Genomic DNA, 26,342 nt, shown 5'->3' with positions numbered 1-26,342 from the left:
GGGATCACCTGGGAGGTACGTACATGTCCGGGACGACCACGGCCGCCGCTGGGCTGCGCCGTCGGGCGGCCGGGGCCGGTGCCAACCGCTGGGTCGTGCTCGTGGTGCTGTGTGTCAGCCTGCTCCTGGTCGCCGTCGACGCGACCGTGCTGCACGTCGCGGTACCCGCGGTCACCGAGGACCTGAGGCCCGGCGCGATCGAGCTGCTCTGGATCGTCGACACCTATCCACTGGTCTGCGCCTCGCTGCTCATCCTCTTCGGCACACTCGGCGACAAGGTCGGCCGACGGCGGATCCTGCTGCTCGGGTACGCGCTCTTCGGCGTCGCCTCGGCGCTGGCGGCGTTCGCCGGAAGCGCCGAGGTGCTGATCGTGGCACGGGCGCTGCTCGGCGTCGGCGGCGCGATGATCATGCCCGCCACCCTGTCGATCCTGCGGCAGGTCTTCCCCGACCGGCGGGAACGGGCGCTGGCGATCGGCATCTGGAGTGCCGTGGCCGCGGTCGGCGCCGCCGTCGGGCCGCTGCTGGGCGGCTTCCTCCTCGAGCACTTCTGGTGGGGCTCGGTCTTCCTCGTCAACATCCCGCTGATGCTGATCAGCCTTCCGGTCGGGCGGCTGCTGCTGCCGGAGTCCCGGGGGGCCGGCGACGGGCCCTGGGACGTGGTCGGCGCGCTGACGGCGGCCGCCGGGCTGTTCGGTCTCGTCCTCGGGGTGAAGCGGCTGGGCGGCGGGGAGCCGGGGCCGTTCACCGTGGTGCCGCTGCTGCTGGGCGCGGCACTGATCGTGTTCTTCGTACGGCGTCAGCGGCGGCGGGCACATCCTCTGGTGGACCTGCGGATGTTCGCGCGGCCGGCGTTCAGCACCTCGGTGGGGTGCATCGTGCTGGCGATGCTCGCGCTGGTCGGGCTGGAACTGATCGCCGCGCAGTATCTGCAGCTGGTGCTGGGGCTCTCCCCTCTCGAGACGGGGCTGCGCCTGCTGCCGCTGACCTTCGCCGCGATGGCGGCGGGGCTGGCCGGGGCGCGGCTGCTGCGGGGGTTCGGGCCGCGGCGGATGGTGTGCGGGGGGTTCGTCCTCACCGCGCTCGCCGTGCTGGTCCTGACCGCGATGGGCGGATCGGACAACGCCGGGCTCCTGCTGTCCGGGTTCGTGCTGCTCGGCTTCGGCCTGGAGACGACCCTGTTCGCGGCGTACGAGTCGATGCTGAGCGAGGCTCCGGCGGAGCGGGCGGGGGGCGCCGCGGCGATCGGCGAGACCTCCTACCAGCTGGGTGCCGGCATCGGCATCGCCCTGCTGGGGAGCGTGATGAACGCCGCCTATACGCCCGGACTGGCCTCCGTGCCCGGGGTGCCGGCGTCCGCGTCGGCGGCCGCGGGGCACTCGCTGGGCGAGGCCTATGAGGTCGCGGGGCAGCTGGGCGGGCCGGCCGGGGCCGCGCTGCGGCGGGTCGCGAAGGACAGCTTCGTGCACGGGCTGCATGTCACGCTGCTGGTCAGCGCCGGGTTGCTGCTGCTGGGAGCGGTGATGGCGCTGAGGCTGCCGAGGGTGATGCACTGCGAGTCGGCCGCGGTGGAGCTGCCCGCTCCGCGCGAGGTCGGGTCGGCCGCGCATGCCCCGCCGGTGACCGTCCGCTGAGCGGCGGCCCGTCCGGCCGGGGCGGTTCGCCTCCGGCGGCTCTCCCCGGCAGCTCGGGTGGTACCTTCGACCGGACATCGTAACTAGCGGCGCTAGTTTTCGTCCTGCCGGAGGATCCCGTATGTCCGCGTCCTCGAAGTTGCCCCCGTTCGATCCCACCGATCCCCTCGGTCTCGACGAACTGCTCGACCCCGAGGATCTCGCCATCCGCGACACCGTGCGCGGCTGGGCCGCCGACCGTGTGCTGCCGCACGTGGCCGAGTGGTACGAGAAGGGGGAGCTGCCCGGCATCCGGGAGCTGGCCCGGGAACTCGGCGGCATCGGTGCGCTCGGGATGTCGCTCAGCGGCTACGGGTGCGCCGGGGCGAGCGCCGTGCAGTACGGACTGGCCTGTCTGGAACTGGAGGCCGCCGATTCCGGGATCCGGTCCCTGGTGTCCGTGCAGGGATCCCTCGCCATGTACGCCGTCCACCGGTTCGGCAGCGAGGAGCAGAAGCAGACGTGGCTGCCCCGGATGGCCGCGGGTGAGGTCATCGGGTGCTTCGGGCTCACCGAGCCCGATCACGGGTCCGACCCGGCCGGCATGCGGACGTACGCCAAGCGGGACGGCTCGGACTGGGTGCTGACCGGGCGGAAGATGTGGATCACCAACGGGTCCGTGGCGGGGGTCGCCGTCGTCTGGGCGCAGACCGAGGAAGGGATCCGCGGGTTCGTCGTGCCCACCGACAGCGCCGGGTTCTCCGCGCCCGAGATCAAGCACAAGTGGTCGCTGCGGGCCAGTGTGACCAGTGAGCTCGTGCTGGACGAGGTGCGCCTGCCCGCCGACGCCGTGCTGCCCGAGGTCGTCGGGCTGCGGGGGCCGCTGAGCTGTCTGTCGCACGCGCGGTACGGGATCGTCTGGGGGGCGATGGGGGCGGCGCGCACCTGTTTCGAGGCCGCCGTCGGCTACGCGCGGACGCGGGAGCAGTTCGGGCGGCCCATCGGGGGGTTCCAGCTGACCCAGGCCAAGCTCGCCGACATGGCGGTCGAGCTGCACAAGGGGATTCTGCTCGCCCACCATCTGGGGCGGCGCATGGACGCCGGCCGCCTGCGTCCCGAGCAGGTCAGCTTCGGCAAGCTCAACAACGTACGAGAGGCCATCGAGATCTGCCGCACGGCGCGGACGATCCTCGGGGCCAACGGGATCTCGCTCGAGTATCCCGTCATGCGGCACGCGACGAACCTGGAGTCGGTGCTCACCTACGAGGGCACCGTCGAGATGCACCAGCTCGTGCTGGGCAAGGCGCTCACCGGGCTCGACGCCTTCCGCTGACCCGGCCCCCCCGGGGGCCGAGGCAGGGCCGGTGAGCGGCCCTGCCTCAGCTCTGGTTGAAGAAGCCGTCCGCCCGGTGGGCGGCCGGGTCGCCGTTGACGATCTCCGTGTTCGACGGGGTCAGCAGGAACACCCGGGTGGAGACCCGCTCGATCGAACCGCGCAGACCGAAGATCAGGCCGGCCGCGAAGTCGACGACGCGCTTGGCGTCCCCGGCCTCCATGGCCGTGAGGTTCACGATGACCGGCACGCCCTCGCGGAACAGTTCACCGATCAGCCGCGCGTCCCGGAAGCTGTCCGGGGTGACGGTGCCGATCCGGCGGCCCTTCTCCTCGGCCGTGTCCGTGGCGACCTTCACCCGCGGGTCGGTGACCCAGGCGTCTCCGGAGTCGGTCCCCTCGGAGTAGTCGTCGTCGTAGTAACGCTCGTCATCGTTGTCGTCGACGAGGCCAAGCCAGGCACTCGCCTTGCGCACCGATCCCATGGACGCCTCCTCTCACAGCGGTCTTTCATGCTTTCCGCATCCCATGGTCGTCCATGATGCGGATGTCGCGCCAAGTGGATAGACGCCGCGCGGGGGGTTTGTGACGGTACTGGTGCACAGTGGATCCGTCGAGAGCCCGCGTCTCCCAAGGGTCCTGCCGTGCACGGCTGCTGACTGAGAGTGAAATATGACTGTTCGCGGCGTACGGGTGATGCACGGTGCGTACGGGTGAACAGACCGGATCGTCCAACGGCGATTATCGGCCGATAGCATGCGGCAGCTCAATGTCCCGAGGATCAGGGAACTCGGACTGCCGACTGCGGGGGTTGTCATGTTCGGAATCGTCAGACCGTGCCGTCACCGGCTCGGTGAGCGGCTCAAGACCCAGTGGATGGCGCACCTGTGCGGACTGTGTCTCGCGCTGCGCGGGGACCACGGGCAGTTCGCCCGGGTCGTCACCAACTACGACGGCCTGCTCATCTCGGTTCTGACGGAGGCTCAGGCCGAGACCGCCACCGGATGGCGTCGTACGGCGGGACCGTGCCCGTTGCGCGGGATGCGCACCGCCTCCGTCGCCCAGGGCGAGGGCGCGCGGCTCGCGGCGGCCGTCTCGCTCGTGCTGGCCTCGGCCAAGGTGCGCGACCATGTCGTCGACGGGGACGGGCTGCTGGCGCGGCGGCCGGTCGCCGTCGCCGCGCGCAGGGTGGCGCGGAGCTGGGGCCGGGCGGGGGAGCGCGGCGGGGCCGCGGTCGGGTTCGACACGGCGGTCCTGGTGGACGCCGTGGACCGGCAGGCCGGGATCGAGACCCTCGCCGGACCGGGCACCTCGCTGCTGACCGTCACCGAGCCGACCGAGACCGCCACCGCCGCCGCCTTCGCGCACACCGCCGTCCTGGCGGGCCGGCCGGGCAACGCCGCACCGCTCGCCGAGGCCGGGCGGCTGTTCGGCCGCCTCGCGCATCTGCTGGACGCCGTGGAGGACCGGGCCGCCGACGCGGCGGCCGGTGCCTGGAACCCGCTGACCGCCACGCGGACCCCGCTCACCGAGGCCCGCCGGCTCGCCGACGACGCCCTGCACGGGATACGGCTCGCGCTGAAGGACGTCGACTTCACCGACGGCAAGCTGGCGCACCTGCTCCTCGCGCACGAGCTGGAGCGGTCGGTGGACCGGGCGTTCGGGTCGTCCTCGTGCGGACACGCGCACGGGCCCGAGGGCGCCTTCGGGCCGCCGACCGGACCGTACGCCCCGCAGAACCCGGCGCACCCGAACACGCCCGGCAACCCCTACGGCAATCCCTTCGGCGGCGAGCCGCCGCGCCCCGAGAAGCGGGGCTTCTGGGCCGGGTGCGCGGTCGCGCTCGGGCTGTGCTGCACCTGCAAGGCGTGCTGCGCCGACGAGTTCGAGGGGCCCTGGTCGCGCAGGAGGCGGGAAGGCTGGTGCAGTGACGGCTGTGGCTGCGACTGCTGCAGCAGTTGCTGCGACGGGTGCGAGTGCTGTGAGTGCTGCGCCTGCGACTGCTCCTGCTGACATGGCGTCACTTCCCTGTCCGTGTCGCGTTCTGTGAGGGGCGTCACGCTGAGTGCCGAGCTGCCCTGGAACGTATCTCCTGTCGAGACGCGGATGCCCGAAAGGAGCAGGGACCATGTCAGGGCGCTCCGACAGGATCGTGCCGCTCGCCGTGAAGATCGTGGTGAGCGGAGGGCTCGGGGTCGGCAAGTCGGCCTTCATCGGGGCCGTCTCCGAGATCGAGCCGCTCGGCACCGAGGCGGCGATCACGCAGGTGTCGGTGGGGGTCGAGTCGCCGGAGGGCGTGGAGGCCAGGACGACGACCGTGGCGCTCGACTTCGGGCGGATCGCCCTCGATCCGGCCATCGCGCTGTATCTGTTCGGGACGCCCGGGCAGGGCCGGTTCTCGTTCCTGTGGGACGACCTGGTCGAGGGCGCGTTGGGGACGGTCGTCCTCGCGGACACCCGGCGGATCGAGGAGTCCTTCGCGGCCGTGGACTACTTCGAGGCGCGGGGGGTGCCGTTCGTTCTCGCGGTGAACCGGTTCGACGGGGCCGAGCGGTTCGGGCTGGAGGAGGTCCGGCGGGCACGGGGGCTGGACCCCGAGGTTCCCGTGCTGGAGTGCGACGCGCGGGAACGGGGGTCCGTGCGGGATGTGCCGGCGGCTTTGCTGGACCGGGTGATCGGGTCGGGAGCCGGTCCCGAGCGGAGGGCGGTGGCGGTCCGCTGATCGCCGCGGGGCGCGAACGCGCCCGCCGTCAGCGGTGGGGGTGAGGCGAGGGGGAGGGGGCACGTGTGAAGGCGCGGGAGGGAGAACACGAAAGGCGCCCCCCGGTCAGGAGGTGTCGAGGACGACCTGAGCCGCCGTCATGATCCGTCGTACAGCCCCGACCTGTCCGTCTTCCTCGGGCTGCTGTCCGTCTACGGGCAGCTCGTGCGGCTCGGGGACATCGGATCCTGGTGGCACGGGTTCTTCAGCTTCCTCGCCTCGGGTCCGCCCGGGCCCCGGCTGCGGCAGCTGGGGGCGCTGTCCCGGGCCGGGGTGCTGCGGTTCGTCGGCGCCGACATGGCCGTACGCGCCGAGGACGGGGTGTTCCGGGCGTCGAGCCCGACCGTGCCCGGATTCTCGGTCGAGGCACGGGCGTTGGTGGAGGCCCGGCTGCCCGAGCCGACGCTGCGGCGCGCCCGCGACCCCCTGGTGCGGGAGCTGCACGCCGAGGGCGCGGGGGAGACGGCCGACGGGCTGCTGCGGGTGGACCGGGCCGACGGGCGGATCCTGGATGGGGCCGGCCGGCCCCACCCGCGCCGCTTCGCGCTCGGCCCGCACACCGACGGACGGACCCCCGGCGCGTTCACCCGTCCCCGCACGGGCGGTCCCGCGTTCCCGCAGAACGACGCCACCGCGCGCGCCGTCCTGGTGTTCCTGCGGGATCTCGGGGTGGACGCCGCCGGTTGAGCCGAAGCCCCCGGGCCGGGCCGGGGAAGGAGCGCGGGCGCCGCGGGCCGGCGCAGGCCCGCGGCGCCCGCGGCTTCGGCCCGCCGCGGGGCCCTGGGGGACCCCGGCCGGATGGCTTTGCGGACGGTCGACTTCCGGACACTCCGGGGTCCGGTGGACCGAGGAGGCCGGGGCGGTGCCCACCGCGGCCGGGACCGGCGGGCCGGCCGACGGCCGATTCCCTCCGGGCGGCGCCGCCTCCGGGTGCGTGCGCCGCCGCCTTCAACTGCTCCTTCCCGTACCGGGGAACACGTCGGGGGGCGGCGGTCGGCACGGGGGCGCAAGCCGGTCTGAGCTGGGGCAAGAGGGCGGCAAGAGGGACCGACCCACGCAGTTCGTTGAAGATCTGACGGCCGAAAGGCGCCCTTGCGCCGACCGGCCGTTCGGCCGAATACTCCCCCTCAGCGCTTGTCAGGGGCACGACGTGTCCGGAATCCGGGCGAACGTCGGTCCTGGCTGCGCCTCACGGGCCCCGACCCCACTCGACGGGCCCCCGACTTCCCCTGGGAGGGAACGAAACGTGAGGATCAAGCGCACCACCCCCACCATCCCCACGCGCGGCACCTCGAGACGGAACCGGCTGATCGCCGTCGCCACCGGCCTCGTCGCCGCGGCCGCCGTCGCGATCCCCCACGCGAGTGCGGCCGACACCGCCACCTTCAGCGCCGCCCAGCTGAAGAGTGCCGGCAACTCGGTGCTCCAGGCGGACGTCCCGGGCACCGCCTGGGCCGTCGACAGCAAGACCAACCGTGTCGTCGTCACCGTCGACAGCACGGTCTCGCAGGCCGAGATCGCCGAGATCAAGGAGCAGGCCGGCAGCAACGCCGACGCGCTGACGATCAAGCGGACCTCGGGCAAGTTCCAGAAGTACATCGCAGGCGGCGACGCCATCTATGCGAGTAGCTGGCGTTGTTCCCTCGGCTTCAACGTCCGCGACAGCGCGGGCAACTACTACTTCCTGACCGCCGGTCACTGCACCGACGGGGCCGGCACGTGGTGGTCCAACTCGTCCCACACCACGACGCTCGGCACCACGGCGGGCTCCAGCTTCCCGACGAACGACTACGGCATCGTCCGGTACACCAACACGTCGGTCACCAAGTCGGGCACCGCGGGGAACACGGACATCACCAGCGCGGGCACGCCGAGCGTGGGCACCACCGTCTACCGCGACGGTTCCACCACCGGTATCCACAGCGGCCGCGTCACCGCGCTCAACGCGACCGTCAACTACGGTGGCGGCGACATCGTGTACGGCATGATCCAGACCACGGTCTGCGCCGAGCCCGGCGACTCCGGCGGTTCGATGTACGGCACCAACGGTGTCGCCTACGGTCTGACCTCCGGCGGCAGCGGCGACTGCACCTCCGGCGGCACGACCTTCTTCCAGCCGGTCGTGGAGGCCCTGAACGCCTACGGCGTCAGCGTCTTCTAGCCCGGCCGCGTACACCGGGCCCCCGCACGGGAACCGTCGTGCGGGGGCCCGCCCCTGTCCGCGAACCGGTTCGTCCGGCGCTGACAAAGGCGCCGCCCGGAGCTGCGTTCTGGTGAGCACCGCCTGAGCGCGTGGTCCTCCCCGTCCTACGGTCCGGCCATGAAGACGAGTCGCAGCACAGGGAGAACCACGAAAGTCCTGCGCAGTGCCGCGCTGGCGGTGCTGCTGACCACCGGGGCCCTCACCGCGGCCCCGGACGCGCGGGGGCAGACCGGGAGGACCGAGACGCCCGTGGCGTCGAGCAGCCCGGTCGCCGGTGTGACCGAGACGGTGGTGCGGGTGAAGGCACCGCTGCCGGCCTCCTTCGGAGCGCGTCCGGCGGCCTGCGACTGGCTGTCGTACCTGCGCTACCGCTCCGCCGGCGGCCCCGCCGCGGCGGCCGACGCGGACCGGATCCTCGTCGCCCAGCCGGGCATCCTGGAAGGCGCCGGAGCGTTCGACAGCGTCGCCCGCAACACCGTGGCCCGCGCCGCCGGACAGGGCCGGCACATCGAGTTCTGGGCCCTGGACCGACGCTCCAACTGTCTGGAGGACCACACCGGCATCGACTCCGGCGACCAGCACACCGCCGTCGACTACTACTACCGCGGCCGCCAGACCGACGGGCGCACCTTCGCCGGCTTCGTCGGCAACGAACGGCTGGGGTGGATGGCGAAGCTCGGCATCGGGCAGACCGTCCGCGACCAGTACGACCTGCTCGCCGCCGAACTGCCCGACCAGGGCCTGCGCAAGCGGAAGGTGCTGTGCGGCGGCCACTCCCTCGGCGGCGTGGTCACCGGGTACTTCGCGGCCGCCGACTTCGACGGCGACCGCGCCACCACCGCCGACGCCGGGTACAACCAGTGCGCCGGCTACTTCGCCCTCGACACCACCGTCTCCACCTCGCTCGCCGACCTCAGCGGCAGCATCCCGGACGACACCGACCTGCCGGACGTCGGCCTCGGATACGGAGTGGTCCAGGCCGGGCTGGACAGCGGAGTGCTGCCGCGCTCGCTGTCCGCGCCGGTGCTGCTCAACCCCGAGACCATGACCCTGCTGGCCATCGCCGGCCTGGGCGCCGTACGGGATCCGGGCGGCGAGGCCGACCTGCCGGCCTATCTGCCCTCCGGCCTCAACATCGAGGCGACCAACCGCTTCCTGTTCTCCAAGGACACCGCCGCCTTCCTCACCGGCTCCCCCGCGGTGAAGGACTTCCGGCTCACCAACGCGGCGGTGCTGGGGGCGCTGCTGGACGACAACTCCGTACCGCTGGCGTTCCTGCAGAGCAGTGTCGGCTTCTTCGACGGCGGACCGATCGCCGACAAGAGCTTCCCCGTCGCCAACGGCGGCGACCAGCGGCCGGGGCTCTTCGGCACCGCGTACAGGGCCATCCCGGACCGGCCCCACGGGCCGCTGTACACCTGGCGCGACTACGACCGGGTCGGCGACCCCGACGACCCGGAGTACCGGTCGGCCGACGGGACGCCGTTCACCGGCGCGGACAAGGAGGTCACCGACCTCCAGGAGCTGGCGCGCAGTCTCGCCGAGCAGCCGCTGGACTTCACCGAGCAGTACTTCCCGACCAAGCTCGTCACCGACCTCGAACTGGCCGGCTCACCCCAGGTGAAGCAGCTCGTCGCGCACCCCGAGGGGCTCACCGCCAACCCGACGCTCACCGTGCTCGCGGGCGACGGACTGCTGGCCGGCCGCATCCCGGCCGACCTGGACCCCGTGGTCGCCGACGGCTACCAGCACCTCGACGTGCTGACCGCCGCCCCGGTGCAGAACGACGGCCGGCCCGAGCCCGTCTCGGCCGGCCTCACGCGGTTCGCCCGCGATCTCCGCTGACCGGCCGCACCCGCACGGAGGAAGGGCCCGGGAGGATGTCCTCCCGGGCCCTTCGACATGGGGCCGTGGCTCGGACTCCGGCTCGGGCTCGTGCTCAGACCCTGCCCGCCGCGAAGACGGCCGCCGCGTCGGCGTCCGCGGTGTAGCCGAGGTGCGCCAGCACGTCGTCGCCGCCGTTCTCGCAGATGGGGTCGCCCTCGGCGCAGAAGTCGATGGTGCGGCTCTGGTAGGTGCCGGTGACGCTCTTGCCGAGGGCCCGGATCGGGTTGCCGAACAGCAGCACGGCGGCGACCCTCCGTTCGAGAGCGGCGGGGATGGTGGCGACGATGGGGCTGCCGACCACCGCGCCGGCGCTGCTGATGCCGATGGAGTTGTCGACGACGTTCGCGCCCTGCGAATAGCCGACGAGGACGAAACGCTGGTTCGGACAGGCGGCAGCCTGGCTCTTGACGTGGTTCACCAGGTCCGCGTTGCCCTGCGCGGCCGAGGTGAGGGAAAGGTCCGCGGGATAGTTCACCTTGTAGCTGGAGAGGCTTTTGCCCGTCAGTTTCTTCTGCAGGGCGGAATACACCGGGTCGCCGACGATCAGGCCGAGCGTGCCCGGCTCGAAGGTGCCGCGGGCCGCCACGACGTCGAGGTCCGAGCAGGCGGCGGCCGACGCGGCGGGCGCTGTGAGGGTGGCCAGTCCGGCCCCGCCGAGCAGCGAGAGCGCGGCGAGACACAGGCGAATACGCATGGGGATCCTTTGCGGGTGGGGCGCGAGGGTGCGCCGAGGGAAAGGACGTCCCGAACGTATTCGTGTTTTCTGGCGGGGTGTTATGGACGGGAATTCAGAAAGTCCCCGCTTTTTGTTGCCGACGTGAGCGGGGAATTACCTCACATGGCACAGTCGCTCCGGCTCCGCAGTTCCTCGGCACGCAGCGCGAGGATGAGATCCAGCCGGGCGTCCGGGTCGTGCAGCGCGTCACCGAACAGCTTCTCCAGCTGGCGCAGGCGGTAGCGGACCGTCTGCGGATGGACGTGCAGCCGGGCGGCGACCTCGGGCACGTTGCTGCCGCTGAGCAGCCACGCCAGCAGCGTCTCGGCGAGCCGGGGGCGCTGCCCCTCGGAGACCGCGTCGAGCGGCGCGAGAACACCCGCCGCCAACCGGGCGAGCAGCGGCTCGTCGCTGTGCAGCAGCAGGGTGGACAGGTGGTCGGCGCACCGCACCAGTCCCTGCCGGGGAAGGATCCCGCGGCCCATCAGCCCCAGGGCCCGGGTGGCCCAGTGCAGCGACCGCGCGGCCTCGGTGAGCGGGACGGTGGGGCCGATCGCGGCCGGGCGGTCGCGCGGCGCCAGGGCGAACCCGCGGCCGCCGAGGTGGCCGGCACCGTCCGGAACGGGCAACAGTATCCGGGGCGGTCGGGACTCCATGTCCACCAGCGCTCCGGCCGCGGCCAGGGGCCGTTCCTCCTCCCGGTCGTCCGGGCCGGTCGCGAGCGCGACGACGGCGACCTGCCGCGGCACCGGCCACCGCGCGCCGTGCGCCAGGTCCCGCACCGCCTCCGGGGACACCGGCCCGTCCTCGAAGAGCAGGTCGAGCAGGCGCCTGCGGCGCCGTTCCAGCTCGTCCGTGCTGTGCAGCCGGGCCTCCGCGTAACCGGCCGCGGCGGCCTCGGCCACTTCGTGCACGGTGCGGAACGCCAGCTCGCCCAGCGCCGACACGACCGTGGAGTCCAGCCCGAGCTCCTCCGCCGTACGCCCCAGCCGCCGCCAGGCGCGCAGCCCGCCGACGCGCAGCGCGGACTGCAGCGCGTCAAGACTGCGGCCCTCCAGAGCCTCGCCGCGGCCGAGTTCGTAGTACGTCGCGGCGATCGCGTCCCCCCGGCCGCGAGGATCGGCGATGTGGTCGACGAACAGGGTGAGCGCCTGCACCACCCCGGCTCTCAGGTGCGCGCCGTACGTCCCGTCCGTCGGCCGCGCGTACTCCGGAACCTGGCGGCGCACCTCCTCCTCCACCTCGTCGGCGACGGCCTGGAGGTCCTCGCGCAGCAGCTGGGCCAGATCCGGGGGCACGAGGGCGGCTCCGAGGCCGTCCGGTACGCCGTGCGGGGTGGGGACGGCCACGGCGGCTCCTTTCAGGCGGAAGCGGCTCACCCGCGGGCCGTTGCCCGCGGGACGAGAGGCCAGTCCCTTGTAGGACGAACGCCCCCTGCGCTCCGTTCCGTGTCCCGACGGTACTCCCGTCACTCCGGCACCCCCAGCGCCCGGGCGAGCATCGGCCACGAGGCGGTGAACTCCCGCTTCCAGTACTCCCAGCTGTGTCCTCCTCCCGTGTAGTAGTGGGTGGTGACCGGGATGCCGAGCCGCGCGAGGGTGTCGGTGAAGCCGTGCGCCGAGGGCCACAGTGCGCTCTCCAGCGCCTCGGGCAGCCAGTCGCCGCTGCCGCCGACCACACCGCTGCCGCTGGAGACGTACAGGCCGGTGCCGCGCAGCCCCGCGGCCCGGGCGCGCGGGTTGAAGTCGCGCCAGGTGAGGAGGTTCAGCACGGGGTTGCCCCACAGGGAGAGCGGCGGCAGGTTCTCGCGGGCGACGATGGCGTCCACGAGCGGCGGCACCCCCGGTGCCGTGGTGTCGAGGATGCCGCTGTAGGAGGCCGCCGCGGCGAACCCGCCCGGATGCCGGGCCGCGTGCGCCATCGCGCCGTAGCCGCCGGTGGAGACCCCGGCGACGGCCCGTACCCCGGAGGCCCGGTAGTCCCGGGCGAGCAGCGCCGGGATCTCCTCGGCCTGGAAGGTCTCGTAGTCCGGGCCGCTGCGCCAGGCGGTGGGAATCCCGGTGGGGCCCGCGTCCGGTATCGCCACGATCAGCTCCCGGCCCTCGGTGAAGGCCTCGATGTCCGTCTCCCGGGTCCAGGAGGTGTAGTCGTCGTGGGCGCCGTGCAGCAGGTAGAGGACGGGATAGGTGCGCGTGGTCCGGGTCTCGAAGTCCGACGGCAGGATCAGCCGTACCGGCGCGCTGCGGCCGAGCGCGGCGGAGGACACGGACAGGTCCAGGGTGCGGGGTCCGAGCCGGGTCACGGCCCGGGCGGCGGTGGCCCGGGTGCCCAGCAGCGCGGTCAGACCGGCGGCCGTCGCGGCCTTGGCGACGGCACGTCGGGACACTCCGGTGGTGGGGTGGGGCATGGCGGCTCCTCGTCGTCCGGTTCAGCGGCTGTGCTCGGCGAGCGCGCGCCGCAGATGGGCGGCGATCTCGTCGACGTGCGGGGGGTCGAGCAGCGACAGATGGTGTCCGGCGACCCGTACGACCGTCAGGCGGGGGCACACCTCGTCCCAGCCCAGCGCCTCGTCGTCCCGTTCGTAGGCGGGGTCGCGCACGGTGTGCGGAGCGGGCTCGGCGGCCCGGTACAGGACCACCCGTCCGTCGTGGCGCCCCGGCTGGTGGGCCTCGCCGATCCTGAGGTCCAGGTAGGAAGACCGCTGGTGCTCCAGGACGGCGGCCGGCACCTCGGCGGCCTCGCGCAGCGCACGCAGCACGGTGTCGATGCGCTCGCCGTCGTCGTCCATCGCGACGAGTTCGTCGTACGGCGGCTCCAGCCGGACCCCGTAGGCGTCGGCGACGTGCCGCGCGAAGCCCGAGAAGTGGGCGCGGATCCGGTCGGCCGCCGTCACGCCGGGCCGGGGCAGGGGGCGTACGGAGTCGATCAGCACCACCAGCTCCACGTCCCGGCCGGCGGCGGTGAGCTGCCGTGCGGTCTCCTGGGCGACGAAGCCCCCGAAGGACCAGCCGCCCAGCACACAGGGCCCGTCGGGGTGGACGGCGGTGATCTGCTCGGCGTGCCGGCGGGCCTTCTCGGTCACCGTACGGGCCTGTTCGATCCGCTCCAGCCCGTACACCGGCCGGTCGTCCCCGAGCCGTTCGGTGAGCGCCCCGTAGACGTCGGTCGTGCCGCCCGCGGCGTGCAGGAGGAAGAGCGGGGGCCGGGTGCCCGTGGCGCGCAGGGTCCGCAGCGGGGAGTCCTCCTCCCGGGCCGGGAGCTCCCGGCCCAGGTGCTCGGCCACCCCCTCGACGGTGCCGGCGCCGAGCAGAGCGCGCAGGGGCAGTTCGACGCCGAACTCACGCTCGAGGGCGGTACGGATGCGCACGGCCATCAGGGAGTCCAGGCCCAGGTCGGTCAGGGCGGTGGTGGGCGTGACACGGGTCGCGGGGTGGCCGGTGACGACGGTGATGTGGTGGCGCACCCGGGCGGTGAGGGAGGTGTCCTGCGCCGCCGCCGGCTCCTGCGCCGCCACGGGCGCGGCGGCCGGACGCCCGTCCGTCCACCAGTGCCGCACATGCCGCCAGCGCGGTGCGGGCAGGTCGACGACGCGGCCCGGCGGCACCGGCAGCCGTCCGCCGGCGGCGTACAGGGCGCCCACCTGCGTGAGGAACCCGGCGGGGTCATCGGCGTCGCGGCGCAGCGTGCCGAGGGCGACGACCCCGGGGGCGGTGTCGGTGACGGCCCGGGTCAGGACCGGACGGGGCGAGATCTCGACGAAGAGGGTGTGGCCGTCGGCCGCGGCGGCCGCGACGGCCCGGTCCAGGCGCACCGGCCGCCGCAGGTTCGCGGCCCAGTGGGCGGCGTCGAACACCCCGTCGCCGCGCGGGTCGTCCAGGACGGTGGAGTACACGGGGACGCGCGGCCGCCCGCCCCGGACGTCGGCCAGGGCCTCGGTCAGCTCCGGCAGAAGCGGATCGACCTGGGGCGAGTGCCCGGCGCCGACGACCCGCAGGCCGCGGGCCGCCCGGCCCTGTCGTTCCAGCTCCCGCACCAGCCGGGCGACCGCCGCCTCCTCACCGGTGACGACCTTCTGGCCGGGCGAGGAGTGGACGGCGACCTGGACCCCGGGAAACTCCGCCCGCAGAGCGTCCAGTTCGCTGTCGTCGAGGTCGACGACGGCCATGGCTCCGCCCCGCAGCCCGCTGAGCAGCCGGGCCCGTACGGCGACGACCCGGGCCGCGTCCGGCACGTCCAGGGCGCCCGCGCACACCGCGGCGGCCACCTCGCCCAGCGAGTGCCCGATGACGGCGGCGGGCTCGACACCCTGGGCACGCCACAGCTCGGCGAGCGCCAACTGGATCCCGAACAGGACGGGTTGGACGACCTCCACGCGCTCCGGGGCGGCACCGGAGGCGAGATGGTCGTACAGGGACAGACCGCACTCCGGGGCCAGCTGGGCGTCGAGCTTCTCCACGGCGGCGGCGAAGACGGGTTCCTCGGCCAGCAGACGGCGTCCCATGCCGGCCCACTGGCTGCCGTATCCGGAGAAGACCCACACCGGCCCGCGCCCGGCGGGCCCGCGGTCGTCGGTGACGACCCGGGGGTGAGACCGGCCCTGCGCCAACGCGTGCAGGGCGTCGGCGAGTTCGGGACCGTCGTGGGCGACGACGGCGGCCCGCACGGGCCCTCGCCCGGCCCGCCCGGCCAGCGTACGCGCCACGTCGGCGGGGTGCGCGGCGCTCCCCTCGGGCGTACGCAGCCACACGGCCAGCCGCGCCGCGGTGTCGGCCAGGCGCGCGGTGTCGAGGTCGGAGAGGACGTGGAGCCGGGCGGCCGGTTCCACGTCCGGGGCCCGGGGCGGCAGCGCGCCCGGCCGCCATTCCTCCAGCACCGCATGCGCGTTGGTGCCGCCGAAACCGAACCCGGAGACCCCGGCGGTGGCCGTGCCGCCGTAGCGGGGCCACGGCTCCGGCTCGGTCACCACCCGCAGCCTCACGTCGTCCAGGGCGCTGCCCTCGGCGCAGTGCAGGGACGGCGGAACGAGGTCGTGGTGCAGGGCGAGCACCGCCTTCACCAGTCCGGCGACGCCCGCGGCGGACTCCAGGTGGCCCAGGTTCCCCTTGACGGATCCCAGCAGCAGCGGCTGGTCGGCGTCGCGGCCCGCACCGAGAACGGCGGCGAGGGCACCCGCCTCGATCGGGTCGCCGAGCGGGGTGCCGGTGCCGTGCGCCTCGACGTGGTCGATACGGGCCGGGTCGAGCCCGGCCCGCGCGTAGGCCGTGGTCAACAGGGCCTGCTGGGCTGCCGGGTGGGGTGCCAGAAGACCGTTGGAGCGGCCGTCGGAGTTGACGGCGGTGGCCCGGACGACGGCGAGGACGCGGTCGCCGTCCCGCTCGGCGTCGGACAGCCGCTTCAGCAGCACGGCCGCGCAGCCCTCGCCGCGCCCGATGCCGTCGGCCGCCCGTGAGAACGGCTTGCACCGCCCGTCCGGGGCGAGGGCGCCGGCCCGCCGGAACGCGACACCGACGGCGGGGGAGAGCAGCACGTTGACCCCGGCGGCGATCGCCGTGTCGACCTCGCCGGTGCGCAGGCTGACGCAGGCCTGGTGCACGGCGACCAGCGAGGACGAACAGGCCGTGTCGACGGCCATGCTCGGCCCCCGGGTGTCCAGCACGTACGCGAGGCGTCCCGCGGTCACGCTCAGCGCCCCGCCGGCCGGTGCCCAGGGATCGACCGCGGCAGGATCCGCGCCGGTCAGCGCGCCGTACTCCGGCGCGGAGACGCCGACGAAGACGCCGGTGGCGGTGCCGGCGAGGGACGCGGCGGGGACGGCCGCGTGGTCGAGGGTCTCGTGGACGACCTCCAGCAGGATCCGCTGCTGCGGGTCCATCACCGCGGCCTCGCGCGGGGTGACGCGGAAGAAGTCCGCGTCGAACCCGGCGATGTCGTCGAGGTAGCCGCCGTAGCGGGGCGCGTCGGCGGGCGGGAAGGCGGTGAAGTCGCGCCACCGGTCCTCCGGGACCCGCCGGATCGCGTCGACGCCCTCGCTCAGCAGCCGCCAGTAGTCCGCCGGCCCGTGCACTCCGCCCGGCAGCCGGCAGCCGACCCCGATGACGGCGACGGGCTCGCCGGGCGGTCCCGGTGCGGCCGGGGGCGCGGCCGGGGACGCGGACCGTGCCGTGGTGCCGCCGCACAGGTGTGCCACCAGGGCGTCCCCGGTGGACGCCTCCCACAGCAGCGTCGCCGGCAGTTCGCGTCCCGTGGCACCGGAGAGTTCCCCGGCCAGTATCACCGCGTCCCGCGAGGACATGCCGAGGTCGGCCAGCGGCCGGTCCATCGGGACGTCCGAGGCGGACCCGCCGGTCCAGGAGGCGGCCCGTTCGGCGATCAGCCGGCGCAGCGCTGCCTCGTCGACGCCGCTCACCGCGCGGTCCCCGCCGTGTAGGCGCCCGCCAGATACCGCTCGCGGGTCAGCGCCCGCGACACCTTGCCGCTGGAGGTGCGGGGCACGGTGCCCGGCGGCACGAGGACGACGTCGGCGAGCCGCAGCCCGTGCCCTACGGACACGGCCGCCCGCACCGCGCGCACCAGGGCCGGTACGTCGAGCCCGACCAGGCTCGTGGTCCGTACGTGCTCCGCGACGATCGCCACCCGCTCGCCCTGCGCGCCCGGTACGGCGAAGGCGGCGAGGCGGTCGCGCCGTACGGCCGGGTGCGCCTCCTGGGCCGTCGCCTCCACGTCCTGCGGATAGTGGTTGCGGCCGTCGACGACGATGAGGTCCTTCAGCCGGCCGGTGACGATCAACTGCCCGTCCAGGAAGGTCCCCAGGTCACCGGTGCGCAGCCAGTCGCCCGAGCCGTCGGCGCCGGCCGCCGCGCCGGTGGCCCCGGCGCCGAAGACGGCCTCGGTCAGCCGGTCCTGGTTCCAGTAACCGCGCCCGACGTTGGGGCCCCGCACCCAGATCTCACCGACCTCTCCCTCGGGCAGGGCGGCGCGGGAGACGGGATCGGCGACGCGCACCTGCTGGCCGGCCGGGGTGCCGCAGCCCGCGAGCAGGACGGCCGCGGGGTCGTCGGGCCGCGCGGGCAGGGCCTTCCCGGTGGCCAGGGCGTCGCGGTCGAGCGCGAACCGGCGCAGCGGCTCCCCGGGCCGGGCGGCACTGACGAAGACGGTGGCCTCGGCGAGCCCGTACGACGGACAGTGGGTGTCCGGTGCGAGCCCCTGGGCGGCGAAGGCGGCGTGGAAGGCGTCGGCCGTGCCGGGACGGACCGGCTCGCTGCCGTTGATCAGCGCGGCGACCCCCTCCAGCCGCAGACCCGCCTTCTGCGCGCCGGTGACGGCCGAGGCGCAGTAGTCGTAGGCGAAGTTGGGCGCGGCACTCACCGCCCGCGGGTGCGCGGCGAGCAGCCGCAGCCAGCGCACGGGCTCGTGCAGGAACGCGACCGGGTCCATGAGCACCGACAGCAGCCCCCGCACCACCGGGGCGGCGACACTCAGCACGAGCCCCATGTCGTGGTACAGAGGCAGCCAGCCCACGCAGGTCACCGGACGGTCGTCGGCACCGTAGGCGGTCAGCGCCTGCCGGGCGTTGGCGACGACGTTGGCGTGGGTGATCTCCACGCCCGCCGGGGTGCGGGTCGAGCCGGACGTGTACTGCAGGTAGGCGACCGCCGCGTCGTCCGGCGGGTCCGGCCGCCGGTCCCCGGCGTCGTCGGGCACCTGGTCGGCGGCGACGACCGTCACCGCGGTGCCCGCGCAGAACCGACGCACCTCGTCGAGGGCGCCGCCCGTCGTCACGACGACGGCCGGGCGGGCGTCGGCGAGCACGGCCGAGAGCCGGTCGCCGTGCCCGGGCAGACCGGGCGGAAACAGCGGTACGGCGACCAGCCCGGCGGCGAGCGCCGCGAGGAACGCGGTGACGTACTCCGTGCCCTGCGGGCACAGCAGCGCGACCCGTTCGCCGGGCTCGGCCTCCTCGGCGAGCCGGGCGGCCAGGGACCGCACCCGCAGGTCCAGACGGCGCCAGGTCAGGGTGCGGTGGACGCCCCGCGCGTGCGGAGCGGGGTGGTCGACGAAGGTGAACGCCCGGCGGTCGGGGGTGGTCTCGGCCCAGTGCCGCACATACGCGGGCAGGGTCCGGTGCGCGGGCGCGAGCGGGGGGCGGGGGGTGTCCATCGGGGATGGCTCCTCACGTCGCGGGTGGGGCGGGTGCGGGGGTCAGAGCGGGATGTTGCCGTGCCGGCGCTCCGGCATCGGGGCGCGTTTGCCGCGCAGCGCCCGCAGGGCACGGCAGACCTGGGTGCGGGTGTCGCGGGGGGCGATGACGGCGTCGACGTATCCGCGCTCGGCGGCGACCCAGGGGGTGCCGTGCGTGCTCTCGTACGCGGCGACGAGACGGGCCCGCAGCGCGTCCGGGTCGGCGGCGGCGGCGAGTTCACGGCGGTGCAGGACGCCGACGGCACCCTCGGCGCCCATGACCGCGATACGGGCCGTGGGCCAGGCGAGGTTCACGTCGGCGCCGAGGTGCTTGGAGCCCATCACCGCGTACCCGCCGCCGTACGCCTTGCGCACCACCACCGTGACCTTCGGGACGGTCGCCTCGGCGTACGCGTACAGCAGTTTGGCGCCGCGCCGGATGATGCCGGCCTGTTCCTGACGGACGCCGGAGAGATAGCCGGGGACGTCGGCGAAGGTCAGCAGGGGGATGCCGAACGCGTCGCAGAACCGCACGAAACGCGCGGCCTTCTCGGAGGCGTCGATGTCGAGGACCCCCGCCGCGTGCAGCGGCTGGTTGGCGACGACACCGACGGGGGCGCCCTCGGCCAGGGCCAGCGCGCAGATGATGTTCGGTGCGAACAGCTCCTGGATCTCCAGCAGTTCGCCGTTGTCGACGACCGCGCGCAGGATGTCGCGCATGTCGTAGGCCTGTTCGAGCCGGTCCGGCACGGCCTGGTCCAGCCGCGCGTCGGCGGGCGCGGACCCCGGCGCGTACTGCGGGGGCCGTTCGAGGTTGTTGGCGGGCAGGTACGACAGCAGGTCGCGGACGGTGTCGAGGGCGTCCACCTCGTCGGCGGCGAGGAAGTGGGCGTTGCCGTTGACGGTGTTGCTGGCGCGGGCGCCGCCCAGGCTCTCGGCGCTGGTGCGTTCGCCGGTGACCGCCTCGATGACGTCGGGTCCGGTGACGAACATGTGCGAGGCGCCGTCCACCATCACGGTGAAGTCGGTGATGGCCGGCGAGTAGGCGGCGCCGCCCGCGCACGGCCCCAGGACGACCGAGATCTGCGGGATCACGCCGGACGCCTTGACGTTGCGGCGCACCAGCTCGGCGTAGAGGGCGAGCGAGGCGACCCCTTCCTGGATGCGGGCGCCACCGCCGTCGTTGAGCCCCACGACCGGACAGCCGGTCTTCAGGGCGAGGTCCATCAGGGCGATCGTCTTCTCCCCGGACGCCTCGCCCATGCTGCCGCCGAAGACGGTCGGGTCCTGGGCGAACACACAGACCGGACGCCCGTCGACCGTGCCGTACCCGGTCACCACCCCGTCGCCGTACGGCCCGCGGGAGCCGTCCCCGGTGGGCCGGCCCCGGACGAACAGGCCGGTCTCGGTGAACGAGCCGGCGTCCAGCAGCAGGTCGATCCGCTCGCGGGCGCCGTACTCCCCGCGTCGCCGGGGCCCGCCGGGAGCCAGCGCCCGGGCCCGACGGCTCTCCAGACCCGCCAGGCGTTCGGCGGTGCCGTCGGGCCCGCCCGTCGCCGTCTCCCGCACCGGGGATGTTGTCGCCTCCAGCGTCACAGCCACCTCCGAAAAGTGGCTTCGAATATGGCAGCGGCCCGGGGGAGGACCGGGTGGATCGCCTCTCTGTGTGCGCGAGATGAGTCTCCTGGGGACGGGGTTCGTCCCTGTGTGACAAGAGACCGCCCGCCCGGCCCGGCGAGGTGCGGAGGTGGTGAAGGCGCGGAGGGCGCGCGGTGTTCACTCTGTGCGCGTCCCGAAGTCGACCTTGTGTGCTCTCTGTGCGATTCGGAAGAGTGGGCGCCCGTCAACCAGCCTTCCGGCCCGCCGCGGTCCCCATCACCGCCGCGGGCCGACCCCCCACAGGAGGACGTGAGTTGCAGCACCGACGCATACCCAGGCGGCGGATGATCATGACGGGCGCGGGGATCGCCGCGCTCGTCGCGGCGGGAGTCACCTTCCAGACCGCGAACGCCAGCGAACCCGCGAAGACCCCGCAGCCCGCCACCCTCTCGGCCCTCGGGGCCGGAAAGCTCGCCTCGGCGCTCGGCGAGGATCTCGGCGCCGACGCGGCGGGCACCTACTACGACGCGAAGAGCCGCAGTCTCGTGGTGAACGTGCTCGACGCGGCCGCCGCGAAGACCGTCGAGGCGGCCGGGGCCAAGGCGAGAATCGTCGAGAACTCCCTCGCCGAACTGACCGGCGCCCGTGCGACGCTCAAGGCGGACGCGACCATCCCCGGCACCGCCTGGGTGACCGACCCGCGCACCAACAAGGTCGTCGTCACCGCCGACCGCACCGTCTCCGCCGCCGAGTGGGCCAGGCTCACCAAGGTCGTCGACGGACTTGGGCAGATGGCCGAACTCCAGCGCGCCAAGGGGGAGTTCAAGCCCTTCATCGCCGGCGGCGACGCGATCACCGGCGGCAGCGGACGCTGCTCGCTCGGCTTCAACGTGGTCAAGGGCGGTGAGCCGTACTTCCTGACCGCCGGCCACTGCACCGACGCCATCTCCACCTGGTCGGACTCCTCCGGCACCGAGATCGGCACCAACGAGACCTCCAGCTTCCCGGGCGACGACTACGGCCTGGTCAAGTACACCGCCGACGTCGACCACCCCAGCGAGGTCGACCTCTACAACGGGTCCGCCCAGCAGATCACCGGCGCGGCCGCGGCCACCGTGGGCATGAAGGTCACCCGCAGCGGCTCCACCACCCAGGTCCACTCCGGGACGGTCACCGGCCTGGACGCCACCGTGAACTACGGCAACGGCGACATCGTCAACGGTCTGATCCAGACCGACGTCTGCGCCGAGCCCGGTGACAGCGGCGGCTCCCTCTTCTCGGGCGGCAGCGCGGTCGGCCTGACCTCCGGGGGCAGCGGTGACTGCACCTCCGGCGGGGAGACCTTCTTCCAGCCGGTGGCGGAGGCGCTGGCGGCGACGGGGACGCAGATCGGCTGACGGCTCCGGCTCCGGCTCCGGCTCCGGCTCCTTCGAACGGTGAGGTCCCGCCCCGCATGCCGGGGCGGGACCTCCTGCCGTCCGTCCGCCCGGTGTTTCCGCAGGTGAGGGATGCCCGCACGGTTGTCGTACAGATGTTCGGGGATGGGGGTATGGTGGGGGTGAGGGATTAGGGAACTGATGTTCGAGAGCGGGATCGCGGGAGGTGCGTGTGCCAGGCTTCACGCATCTGCACACCGTCTCCGGGTTCTCCCTGCGGTACGGGGCCTCGCACCCGGAGCGACTGGCCGAGCGCGCCTCCGAGCGGGGCATGGACGCCCTCGCCCTCACCGACCGCGACACCCTCGCCGGCACGGTCCGCTTCGCCAAGGCCTGCGCGAAGGAGGGGGTGCGCCCGCTGTTCGGGGTGGACCTCGCGGTGGCCGCGCCGGTCCGCCAGGACAGTGACGTACGACGGGAAAGGCGCCGCACCCCCGTGCGCGGCGGTGCCTTCGTCGACGAGTCGGCACCCCGCGTCACCTTCCTCGCCCGCGACGGTGCCCGGGGCTGGGCCGACCTGTGCCGGATCGTGACCGCCGCCCACGCCGCCGAGGACCTCCCGGTACTGCCCTGGACCGGCAACCACGGCGACGGCCTGACCGTCCTGCTCGGCCCCGCCTCCGACGTCGGCCGCGCCCTGGCGGCGGGGCGTCCGGACCGCGCGGCCCGACTCCTCGCCCCCTGGCGCGAGGTCTACGGCGACGCCCTGCGGCTCGAGGCCGTCTGGCACGGCCGCACCGGCACGGGACCCGGCTCCCTGCGCCTCGCCGCCCGCACCGTCGGCTTCGCCGCCGAACAGCGGATCCGCCCGGTGCTCAGCAACGCCGTCCGCTACGCCGATCCCGGCCAGGGCCCGGTCGCCGACGTCCTGGACGCCGCCCGCCGGCTGGTCCCCATCGATCCGGCCAGGGAGCTCGACTCGGGGGAGGCCTGGCTGAAGGGCGCGGACGCCATGCTCGGGGCGGCGGAGCGGATCGTGGAGGCCGCCGGCTTCCGGCGGGACACCGCCCACCGCCTGCTGGAGCAGACCCGGGCCACGGCCGCCGCGTGCCTGGTCGACCCGGAGGACGACCTCGGCATGGGCACCGTCCACTTCCCCGAACCGCATCTCGTCGGCGCGGGCCGCCGCACCGCCCAGCGGGCGCTGGCCTCACGGGCGGCGGCGGGGATGGTGCTGCACGGGTACGCCGACCGGCGCGCCTACTGGGAGCGGATGCACCACGAACTCGACATCATCGCCCACCACGGCTTCGCCTCCTACTTCCTGACGGTCGCTCAGGTCGTCGACGACGTACGGCACATGGGCATCCGGGTCGCGGCGCGCGGCTCCGGCGCGGGCTCCCTCGTCAACCATCTCCTGGGCATCGCGCACGCCGACCCCGTCGAGCACGGGCTGCTGATGGAGCGCTTCCTGTCCAAGGAGCGGGTCGTGCTGCCCGACATCGACATCGACGTGGAGTCCGCGCGCCGGCTCGAGGTCTACCGCGCGATCATCGGCCGGTTCGGCGGCGAGCGGGTCGCGACCGTCGCGATGCCGGAGACCTACCGGGTGCGGCACGCCGTCCGGGACGTGGGGGCGGCCCTGTCCATGGACCCCGCCGACATCGACCGGGTCGCCAAGTCCTTCCCGCACATCCGGGCGCGGGACGCCCGCGCGGCGCTGGAGGAACTGCCCGAGCTCAAGGACCTGGCGGCGGAGAAGGAGAAGTACGGACGGCTGTGGGAGCTGGTCGAGGCCCTCGATGCCCTTCCGCGCGGGATCGCCATGCACCCGTGCGGGGTGCTCCTGTCCGACGCCTCCCTGCTCTCCCGTACGCCGGTGATGCCGACCAGCGGCGAGGGGTTTCCCATGGCGCAGTTCGACAAGGACGACGTGGAGGACCTCGGGCTGCTCAAGCTGGACGTGCTGGGGGTGCGGATGCAGTCGGCGATGGCGCACGCGGTGGCGGAGGTGGAGCGGGCCACGGGGGAGCGGATCGACCTGGACGCGGTGGCGGGCGGTGATCCGGCGACGTACGGCCTGATCCGGTCCACCGAGACGCTGGGCTGCTTCCAGATCGAGTCGCCGGGCCAGCGGGACCTGGTGGGGCGGCTGCAGCCGGCCGGCTTCCACGACCTGGTCGTGGACATCTCGCTCTTCCGGCCCGGGCCGGTCGCCGCCGACATGGTGCGTCCGTTCATCGAGGCGCGGCACGGACGGGCCCCCGTCCGCTACCCGCACCCCGATCTGGAGGAGCCGCTGAAGGGGACGTACGGGGTGGTCGTCTTCCACGAGCAGATCATCGACATCGTCGCGATCATGACCGGCTGCGGGCGCGGGGAGGCGGACCGGGTGCGGCGCGGGCTGTCGGATCCGGAGGCGCAGGGGCGGATCAAGGTGTGGTTCGCGCAGCACGCGGAGGCCCGCGGATATGACGCAGAAACGATTCGGCGGACCTGGGAGATCATCGAGGCCTTCGGTTCGTACGGCTTCTGCAAGGCGCACGCGGTCGCCTTCGCCGTCCCGACGTACCAGTCGGCGTGGCTGAAGGCGCATCACCCGGCCGCCTTCTACGCCGGGTTGCTCACCCATGACCCCGGGATGTACCCGAAGCGGCTGCTGCTGGCGGACGCGCGGCGGCGCGGGGTGCCGATCCTGCCGCTGGACGTGAACAAGTCGGGCGTCGCACACCGTATCGAACTGGTGTCTGATTCTCCTGGTGGGTGCGGGCGTTGGGGACTCCGGCTGGCCCTCTCCGACGTGCACGGCATCAGCGAGGCCGAGGCGGCGCGGGTCGCCGACGGGCAGCCGTACGCCTCGCTCCTCGACTTCTGGGAGCGGGCGCGCCCGAGCCGCCCGCTGGCCGGACGGCTCGCGCAGGTGGGCGCGTTGGACGAGTTCGGTGCCAACCGCCGTGATCTGCAACTGCACCTGGCCGAGCTGCACCGGGGCGCGCGGGGCGCGGGCGGCGGCCAGCTCCCCCTGGCGGGCGGCCGCAAGACGGCTCCGGCCGGGCTGCCGGACCTGTCCTTCGCCGAGAGGCTCAGCGCCGAGCTGGGTGTGCTGTCCATGGACGCCTCGCGCAACCTGATGGACGACCACCGGGCCTTCCTCGACGAGCTGGGAGTGGTCTCGGCGCGGCGGCTGCGGGAGGCGCGGCACGGGGAGACCGTGCTGGTCGCGGGCGCCAAGGCGGCCACCCAGACCCCGCCGGTCCGGTCCGGCAGACGGGTCGTCTTCACCACCCTGGACGACGGCACGGGCCTGGTCGACCTCGCCTTCTTCGACGACTCCCACGAGGCCTGCGCCCACACCGTCTTCCACTCCTGGCTGCTGCTGGTGCGCGGGGTGGTCCAGCGGCGCGGCCCGCGCAGCCTCAGCGTGGTGGGCGCCGCCGCCTGGAACCTCGCCGAACTCGTCGAACTGCGCGCCGAGGGAGGGCTGGACGAGGTGGCGGCCCGGCTCGCGGCGCCGGCGCCCGCGCCCGCGCCGGAAGGGACCGGCGACGCGACAGGGGGCAGGCGGATCCGTCTGTCCACCGGATACGAACTCCACCCGTGGGCCGATCTGCGGCCCGCGGGACAGGAGGCCTCTCAAGGGCCTTCGACGGTAAGGAAGTTGTGGCACCAGAGTCCGGGGAGTGCGGGATGACCATCCTCTGCGTACGTTTCCAGCTGCCTCCGATGCGCGAAGCCGAAGCCGCCCTGCCCGGGCTGCTCGGACTGCTGGAGGAGTTCACGCCGGTCGTCGAGGCGCTGCCGCCGGACGGGGCGCTGGCCGATCTGCGCGGCGCCGAACGGTACTTCGGGCGCGGCGCGGTGGAGCTGGCGTCGGTGATCCGCGTCCGTGCCCTCGCGCTGCACGGCGTCGACTGCGTCATCGGCGCCGGGCCCGGCCCGATGCTGGCCCGTATGGCGCTGCGGGACGCCCGGCCGGGGCTGACCCGCGCGGTCCCTGAGGGCGAGGACCGGGTGCGGGAGTTCCTCGCCGAGAAGCCGGTCGTCGCGCTGCCCGGCGTCGGTGCGGCCACCGCCCGCACTCTGTGCGACTACGGCCTCGACACCCTCGGCCGGGTCGCCGCCGCACCCCTGTCCACCCTCCAGCGCCTGGTCGGCGCGAAGACGGGCCGCGAACTGCACGAGAAGGCGAACGGCGTCGACCGCGGCCGGGTGGTGCCGAACGCGGTCTCCCGCTCTCTGGCCGCCGAACGCCCCTTCGGGCGCGACGAGCTGGACCCCGACCGGCACCGCAGGGCCCTGCTGTCGGCCGCCGGGGAACTGGGCGCCCGGCTGCGCGCCCTGGAGAAGGTCTGCCGCACCCTGACCCTCACCGTGCGCTACGCCGACCGTTCCTCCACCACCCGCAGTCGCACCCTCGGGGAGCCGACCGCGCACTCGGCGGCCCTGACGAGGACGGCGTACGGCCTGTACGAGGCGCTCGGGCTGCAGCGCGCCCGGGTCCGCGCGATCGTCCTGCGCGCCGAGGCGCTCGGCCCCGCCGACCAGGCCTCCCACCAGCTCAGCTTCGACCCCGTCGACGAGAAGGTCCGCCGGATCGAGGAGGTCGCCGACCGGGTGCGGGCGAAGTTCGGGCCGGGGGCGGTGATACCGGGGGCGCTGGCGGCGTGAGACGGAACGG

Annotated in this window: 16 protein-coding genes and 1 pseudogene; 10 read left to right on the top strand and 7 right to left on the bottom strand. The window is 73.9% G+C overall.

What is annotated here, in order from left to right:
• Nucleotides 1-23 precede the first annotated feature (23 nt).
• Together ACFY30_RS25130 and ACFY30_RS25125 are read left to right on the top strand one after the other, a co-directional pair.
• On the top strand, nt 24-1,634 hold the full coding sequence (locus tag ACFY30_RS25130; RefSeq protein ID WP_390847383.1) for an MFS transporter: 1,611 nt from the start codon (nt 24-26) through the stop codon (nt 1,632-1,634).
• 121 nt (nt 1,635-1,755) lie between these two features.
• Complete coding sequence (locus tag ACFY30_RS25125; protein ID WP_390847382.1) at nt 1,756-2,946, top strand: acyl-CoA dehydrogenase family protein; 1,191 nt, start codon at nt 1,756-1,758, stop codon at nt 2,944-2,946.
• Nucleotides 2,947-2,992: 46 nt separating this feature from the next.
• Here ACFY30_RS25125 and ACFY30_RS25120 read toward each other — a convergent pair whose 3' ends face one another.
• Nucleotides 2,993-3,430, bottom strand: coding sequence for a cell division protein SepF (locus ACFY30_RS25120; protein ID WP_390660670.1), 438 nt, complete (start codon nt 3,428-3,430; stop codon nt 2,993-2,995).
• 331 nt (nt 3,431-3,761) lie between these two features.
• Here ACFY30_RS25120 and ACFY30_RS25115 point away from each other — a divergent pair, with 331 nt between their 5' ends.
• The 5 genes and pseudogenes from ACFY30_RS25115 to ACFY30_RS25095 all read left to right on the top strand — a co-directional run bounded on the left by ACFY30_RS25115 (nt 3,762) and on the right by ACFY30_RS25095 (nt 9,754).
• The gene (locus tag ACFY30_RS25115; RefSeq protein ID WP_390847381.1) at nt 3,762-4,958 is read left to right on the top strand and encodes a DUF5685 family protein; all 1,197 of its coding nucleotides are present in this window, start codon (nt 3,762-3,764) and stop codon (nt 4,956-4,958) included.
• Nucleotides 4,959-5,073: 115 nt separating this feature from the next.
• Complete coding sequence (locus tag ACFY30_RS25110; protein WP_390847380.1) at nt 5,074-5,667, top strand: ATP/GTP-binding protein; 594 nt, start codon at nt 5,074-5,076, stop codon at nt 5,665-5,667.
• A 114-nt stretch (nt 5,668-5,781) separates the two neighbouring features.
• A pseudogene (locus ACFY30_RS25105) lies at nt 5,782-6,393 on the top strand (adenylate cyclase); the annotation flags it as partial.
• Between the two features lie 559 nt (nt 6,394-6,952).
• Nucleotides 6,953-7,867 (top strand): S1 family peptidase, encoded by a 915-nt coding sequence (locus tag ACFY30_RS25100; RefSeq protein ID WP_390847379.1) that lies wholly within the window; start codon nt 6,953-6,955, stop codon nt 7,865-7,867.
• Nucleotides 7,868-8,026: 159 nt separating this feature from the next.
• On the top strand, nt 8,027-9,754 hold the full coding sequence (locus ACFY30_RS25095; RefSeq protein WP_390847378.1) for a hypothetical protein: 1,728 nt from the start codon (nt 8,027-8,029) through the stop codon (nt 9,752-9,754).
• Between the two features lie 94 nt (nt 9,755-9,848).
• Here the strand turns inward: ACFY30_RS25095 and ACFY30_RS25090 are convergent, their stop codons facing one another.
• The 6 genes from ACFY30_RS25090 to ACFY30_RS25065 all read right to left on the bottom strand — a co-directional run bounded on the left by ACFY30_RS25090 (nt 9,849) and on the right by ACFY30_RS25065 (nt 20,285).
• On the bottom strand, nt 9,849-10,490 hold the full coding sequence (locus tag ACFY30_RS25090) for a cutinase family protein (RefSeq protein WP_390847377.1): 642 nt from the start codon (nt 10,488-10,490) through the stop codon (nt 9,849-9,851).
• Between the two features lie 140 nt (nt 10,491-10,630).
• Nucleotides 10,631-11,860, bottom strand: coding sequence for a PucR family transcriptional regulator (locus ACFY30_RS25085; RefSeq protein WP_390847376.1), 1,230 nt, complete (start codon nt 11,858-11,860; stop codon nt 10,631-10,633).
• 119 nt (nt 11,861-11,979) lie between these two features.
• Entirely contained in the window at nt 11,980-12,918 is a 939-nt protein-coding gene (locus tag ACFY30_RS25080; protein ID WP_390847375.1) for an alpha/beta hydrolase, read from the bottom strand.
• Between the two features lie 21 nt (nt 12,919-12,939).
• Entirely contained in the window at nt 12,940-16,917 is a 3,978-nt protein-coding gene (locus tag ACFY30_RS25075) for an acyltransferase domain-containing protein (protein WP_390847374.1), read from the bottom strand.
• Nucleotides 16,914-18,668: a fatty acyl-AMP ligase gene (locus tag ACFY30_RS25070; RefSeq protein ID WP_390847373.1), complete on the bottom strand. Its 1,755-nt coding sequence runs from the start codon at nt 18,666-18,668 to the stop codon at nt 16,914-16,916. Before ACFY30_RS25070 ends, ACFY30_RS25075 begins: the two co-directional genes overlap by 4 nt.
• Before the next feature lie 42 nt (nt 18,669-18,710).
• Nucleotides 18,711-20,285 (bottom strand): acyl-CoA carboxylase subunit beta, encoded by a 1,575-nt coding sequence (locus ACFY30_RS25065; protein ID WP_390847430.1) that lies wholly within the window; start codon nt 20,283-20,285, stop codon nt 18,711-18,713.
• A gap of 317 nt (nt 20,286-20,602) precedes the next feature.
• Between ACFY30_RS25065 and ACFY30_RS25060 the strand changes: the two genes are divergently transcribed.
• The 3 genes from ACFY30_RS25060 to ACFY30_RS25050 all read left to right on the top strand — a co-directional run bounded on the left by ACFY30_RS25060 (nt 20,603) and on the right by ACFY30_RS25050 (nt 26,332).
• Nucleotides 20,603-21,685, top strand: a complete 1,083-nt coding sequence (locus ACFY30_RS25060; protein WP_390847372.1) for a S1 family peptidase — start codon at nt 20,603-20,605, stop codon at nt 21,683-21,685.
• Nucleotides 21,686-21,896: 211 nt separating this feature from the next.
• Nucleotides 21,897-25,355, top strand: a complete 3,459-nt coding sequence (locus ACFY30_RS25055; RefSeq protein ID WP_390847371.1) for a DNA polymerase III subunit alpha — start codon at nt 21,897-21,899, stop codon at nt 25,353-25,355.
• Complete coding sequence (locus tag ACFY30_RS25050) at nt 25,352-26,332, top strand: hypothetical protein (protein WP_390847370.1); 981 nt, start codon at nt 25,352-25,354, stop codon at nt 26,330-26,332. The genes ACFY30_RS25055 and ACFY30_RS25050 overlap by 4 nt, the downstream gene beginning before the upstream one ends.
• Nucleotides 26,333-26,342 lie beyond the last annotated feature (10 nt).

The sequence above is a fragment of the Streptomyces sp. NPDC000345 genome (assembly GCF_042898825.1).
Classification (GTDB): domain Bacteria; phylum Actinomycetota; class Actinomycetes; order Streptomycetales; family Streptomycetaceae; genus Streptomyces.
Note: the sequence above shows the minus strand (reverse complement) of the source record. Positions and strands in the feature narration are given on the sequence as shown.

Excerpts from the sequence above, each read along its gene's own strand:
- ACFY30_RS25130 (WP_390847383.1), top strand. The coding sequence starts at position 24 with ATGTCCGGGACGACCACGGCCGCCGCTGGGCTGCGCCGTCGGGCGGCC.
- ACFY30_RS25125 (WP_390847382.1), top strand. The coding sequence starts at position 1,756 with ATGTCCGCGTCCTCGAAGTTGCCCCCGTTCGATCCCACCGATCCCCTC.
- ACFY30_RS25120 (WP_390660670.1), bottom strand. The coding sequence starts at position 3,430 with ATGGGATCGGTGCGCAAGGCGAGTGCCTGGCTTGGCCTCGTCGACGAC.
- ACFY30_RS25115 (WP_390847381.1), top strand. The coding sequence starts at position 3,762 with ATGTTCGGAATCGTCAGACCGTGCCGTCACCGGCTCGGTGAGCGGCTC.
- ACFY30_RS25110 (WP_390847380.1), top strand. The coding sequence starts at position 5,074 with ATGTCAGGGCGCTCCGACAGGATCGTGCCGCTCGCCGTGAAGATCGTG.
- ACFY30_RS25095 (WP_390847378.1), top strand. The coding sequence starts at position 8,027 with ATGAAGACGAGTCGCAGCACAGGGAGAACCACGAAAGTCCTGCGCAGT.
- ACFY30_RS25090 (WP_390847377.1), bottom strand. The coding sequence starts at position 10,490 with ATGCGTATTCGCCTGTGTCTCGCCGCGCTCTCGCTGCTCGGCGGGGCC.
- ACFY30_RS25080 (WP_390847375.1), bottom strand. The coding sequence starts at position 12,918 with ATGCCCCACCCCACCACCGGAGTGTCCCGACGTGCCGTCGCCAAGGCC.
- ACFY30_RS25070 (WP_390847373.1), bottom strand. The coding sequence starts at position 18,668 with ATGGACACCCCCCGCCCCCCGCTCGCGCCCGCGCACCGGACCCTGCCC.
- ACFY30_RS25050 (WP_390847370.1), top strand. The coding sequence starts at position 25,352 with ATGACCATCCTCTGCGTACGTTTCCAGCTGCCTCCGATGCGCGAAGCC.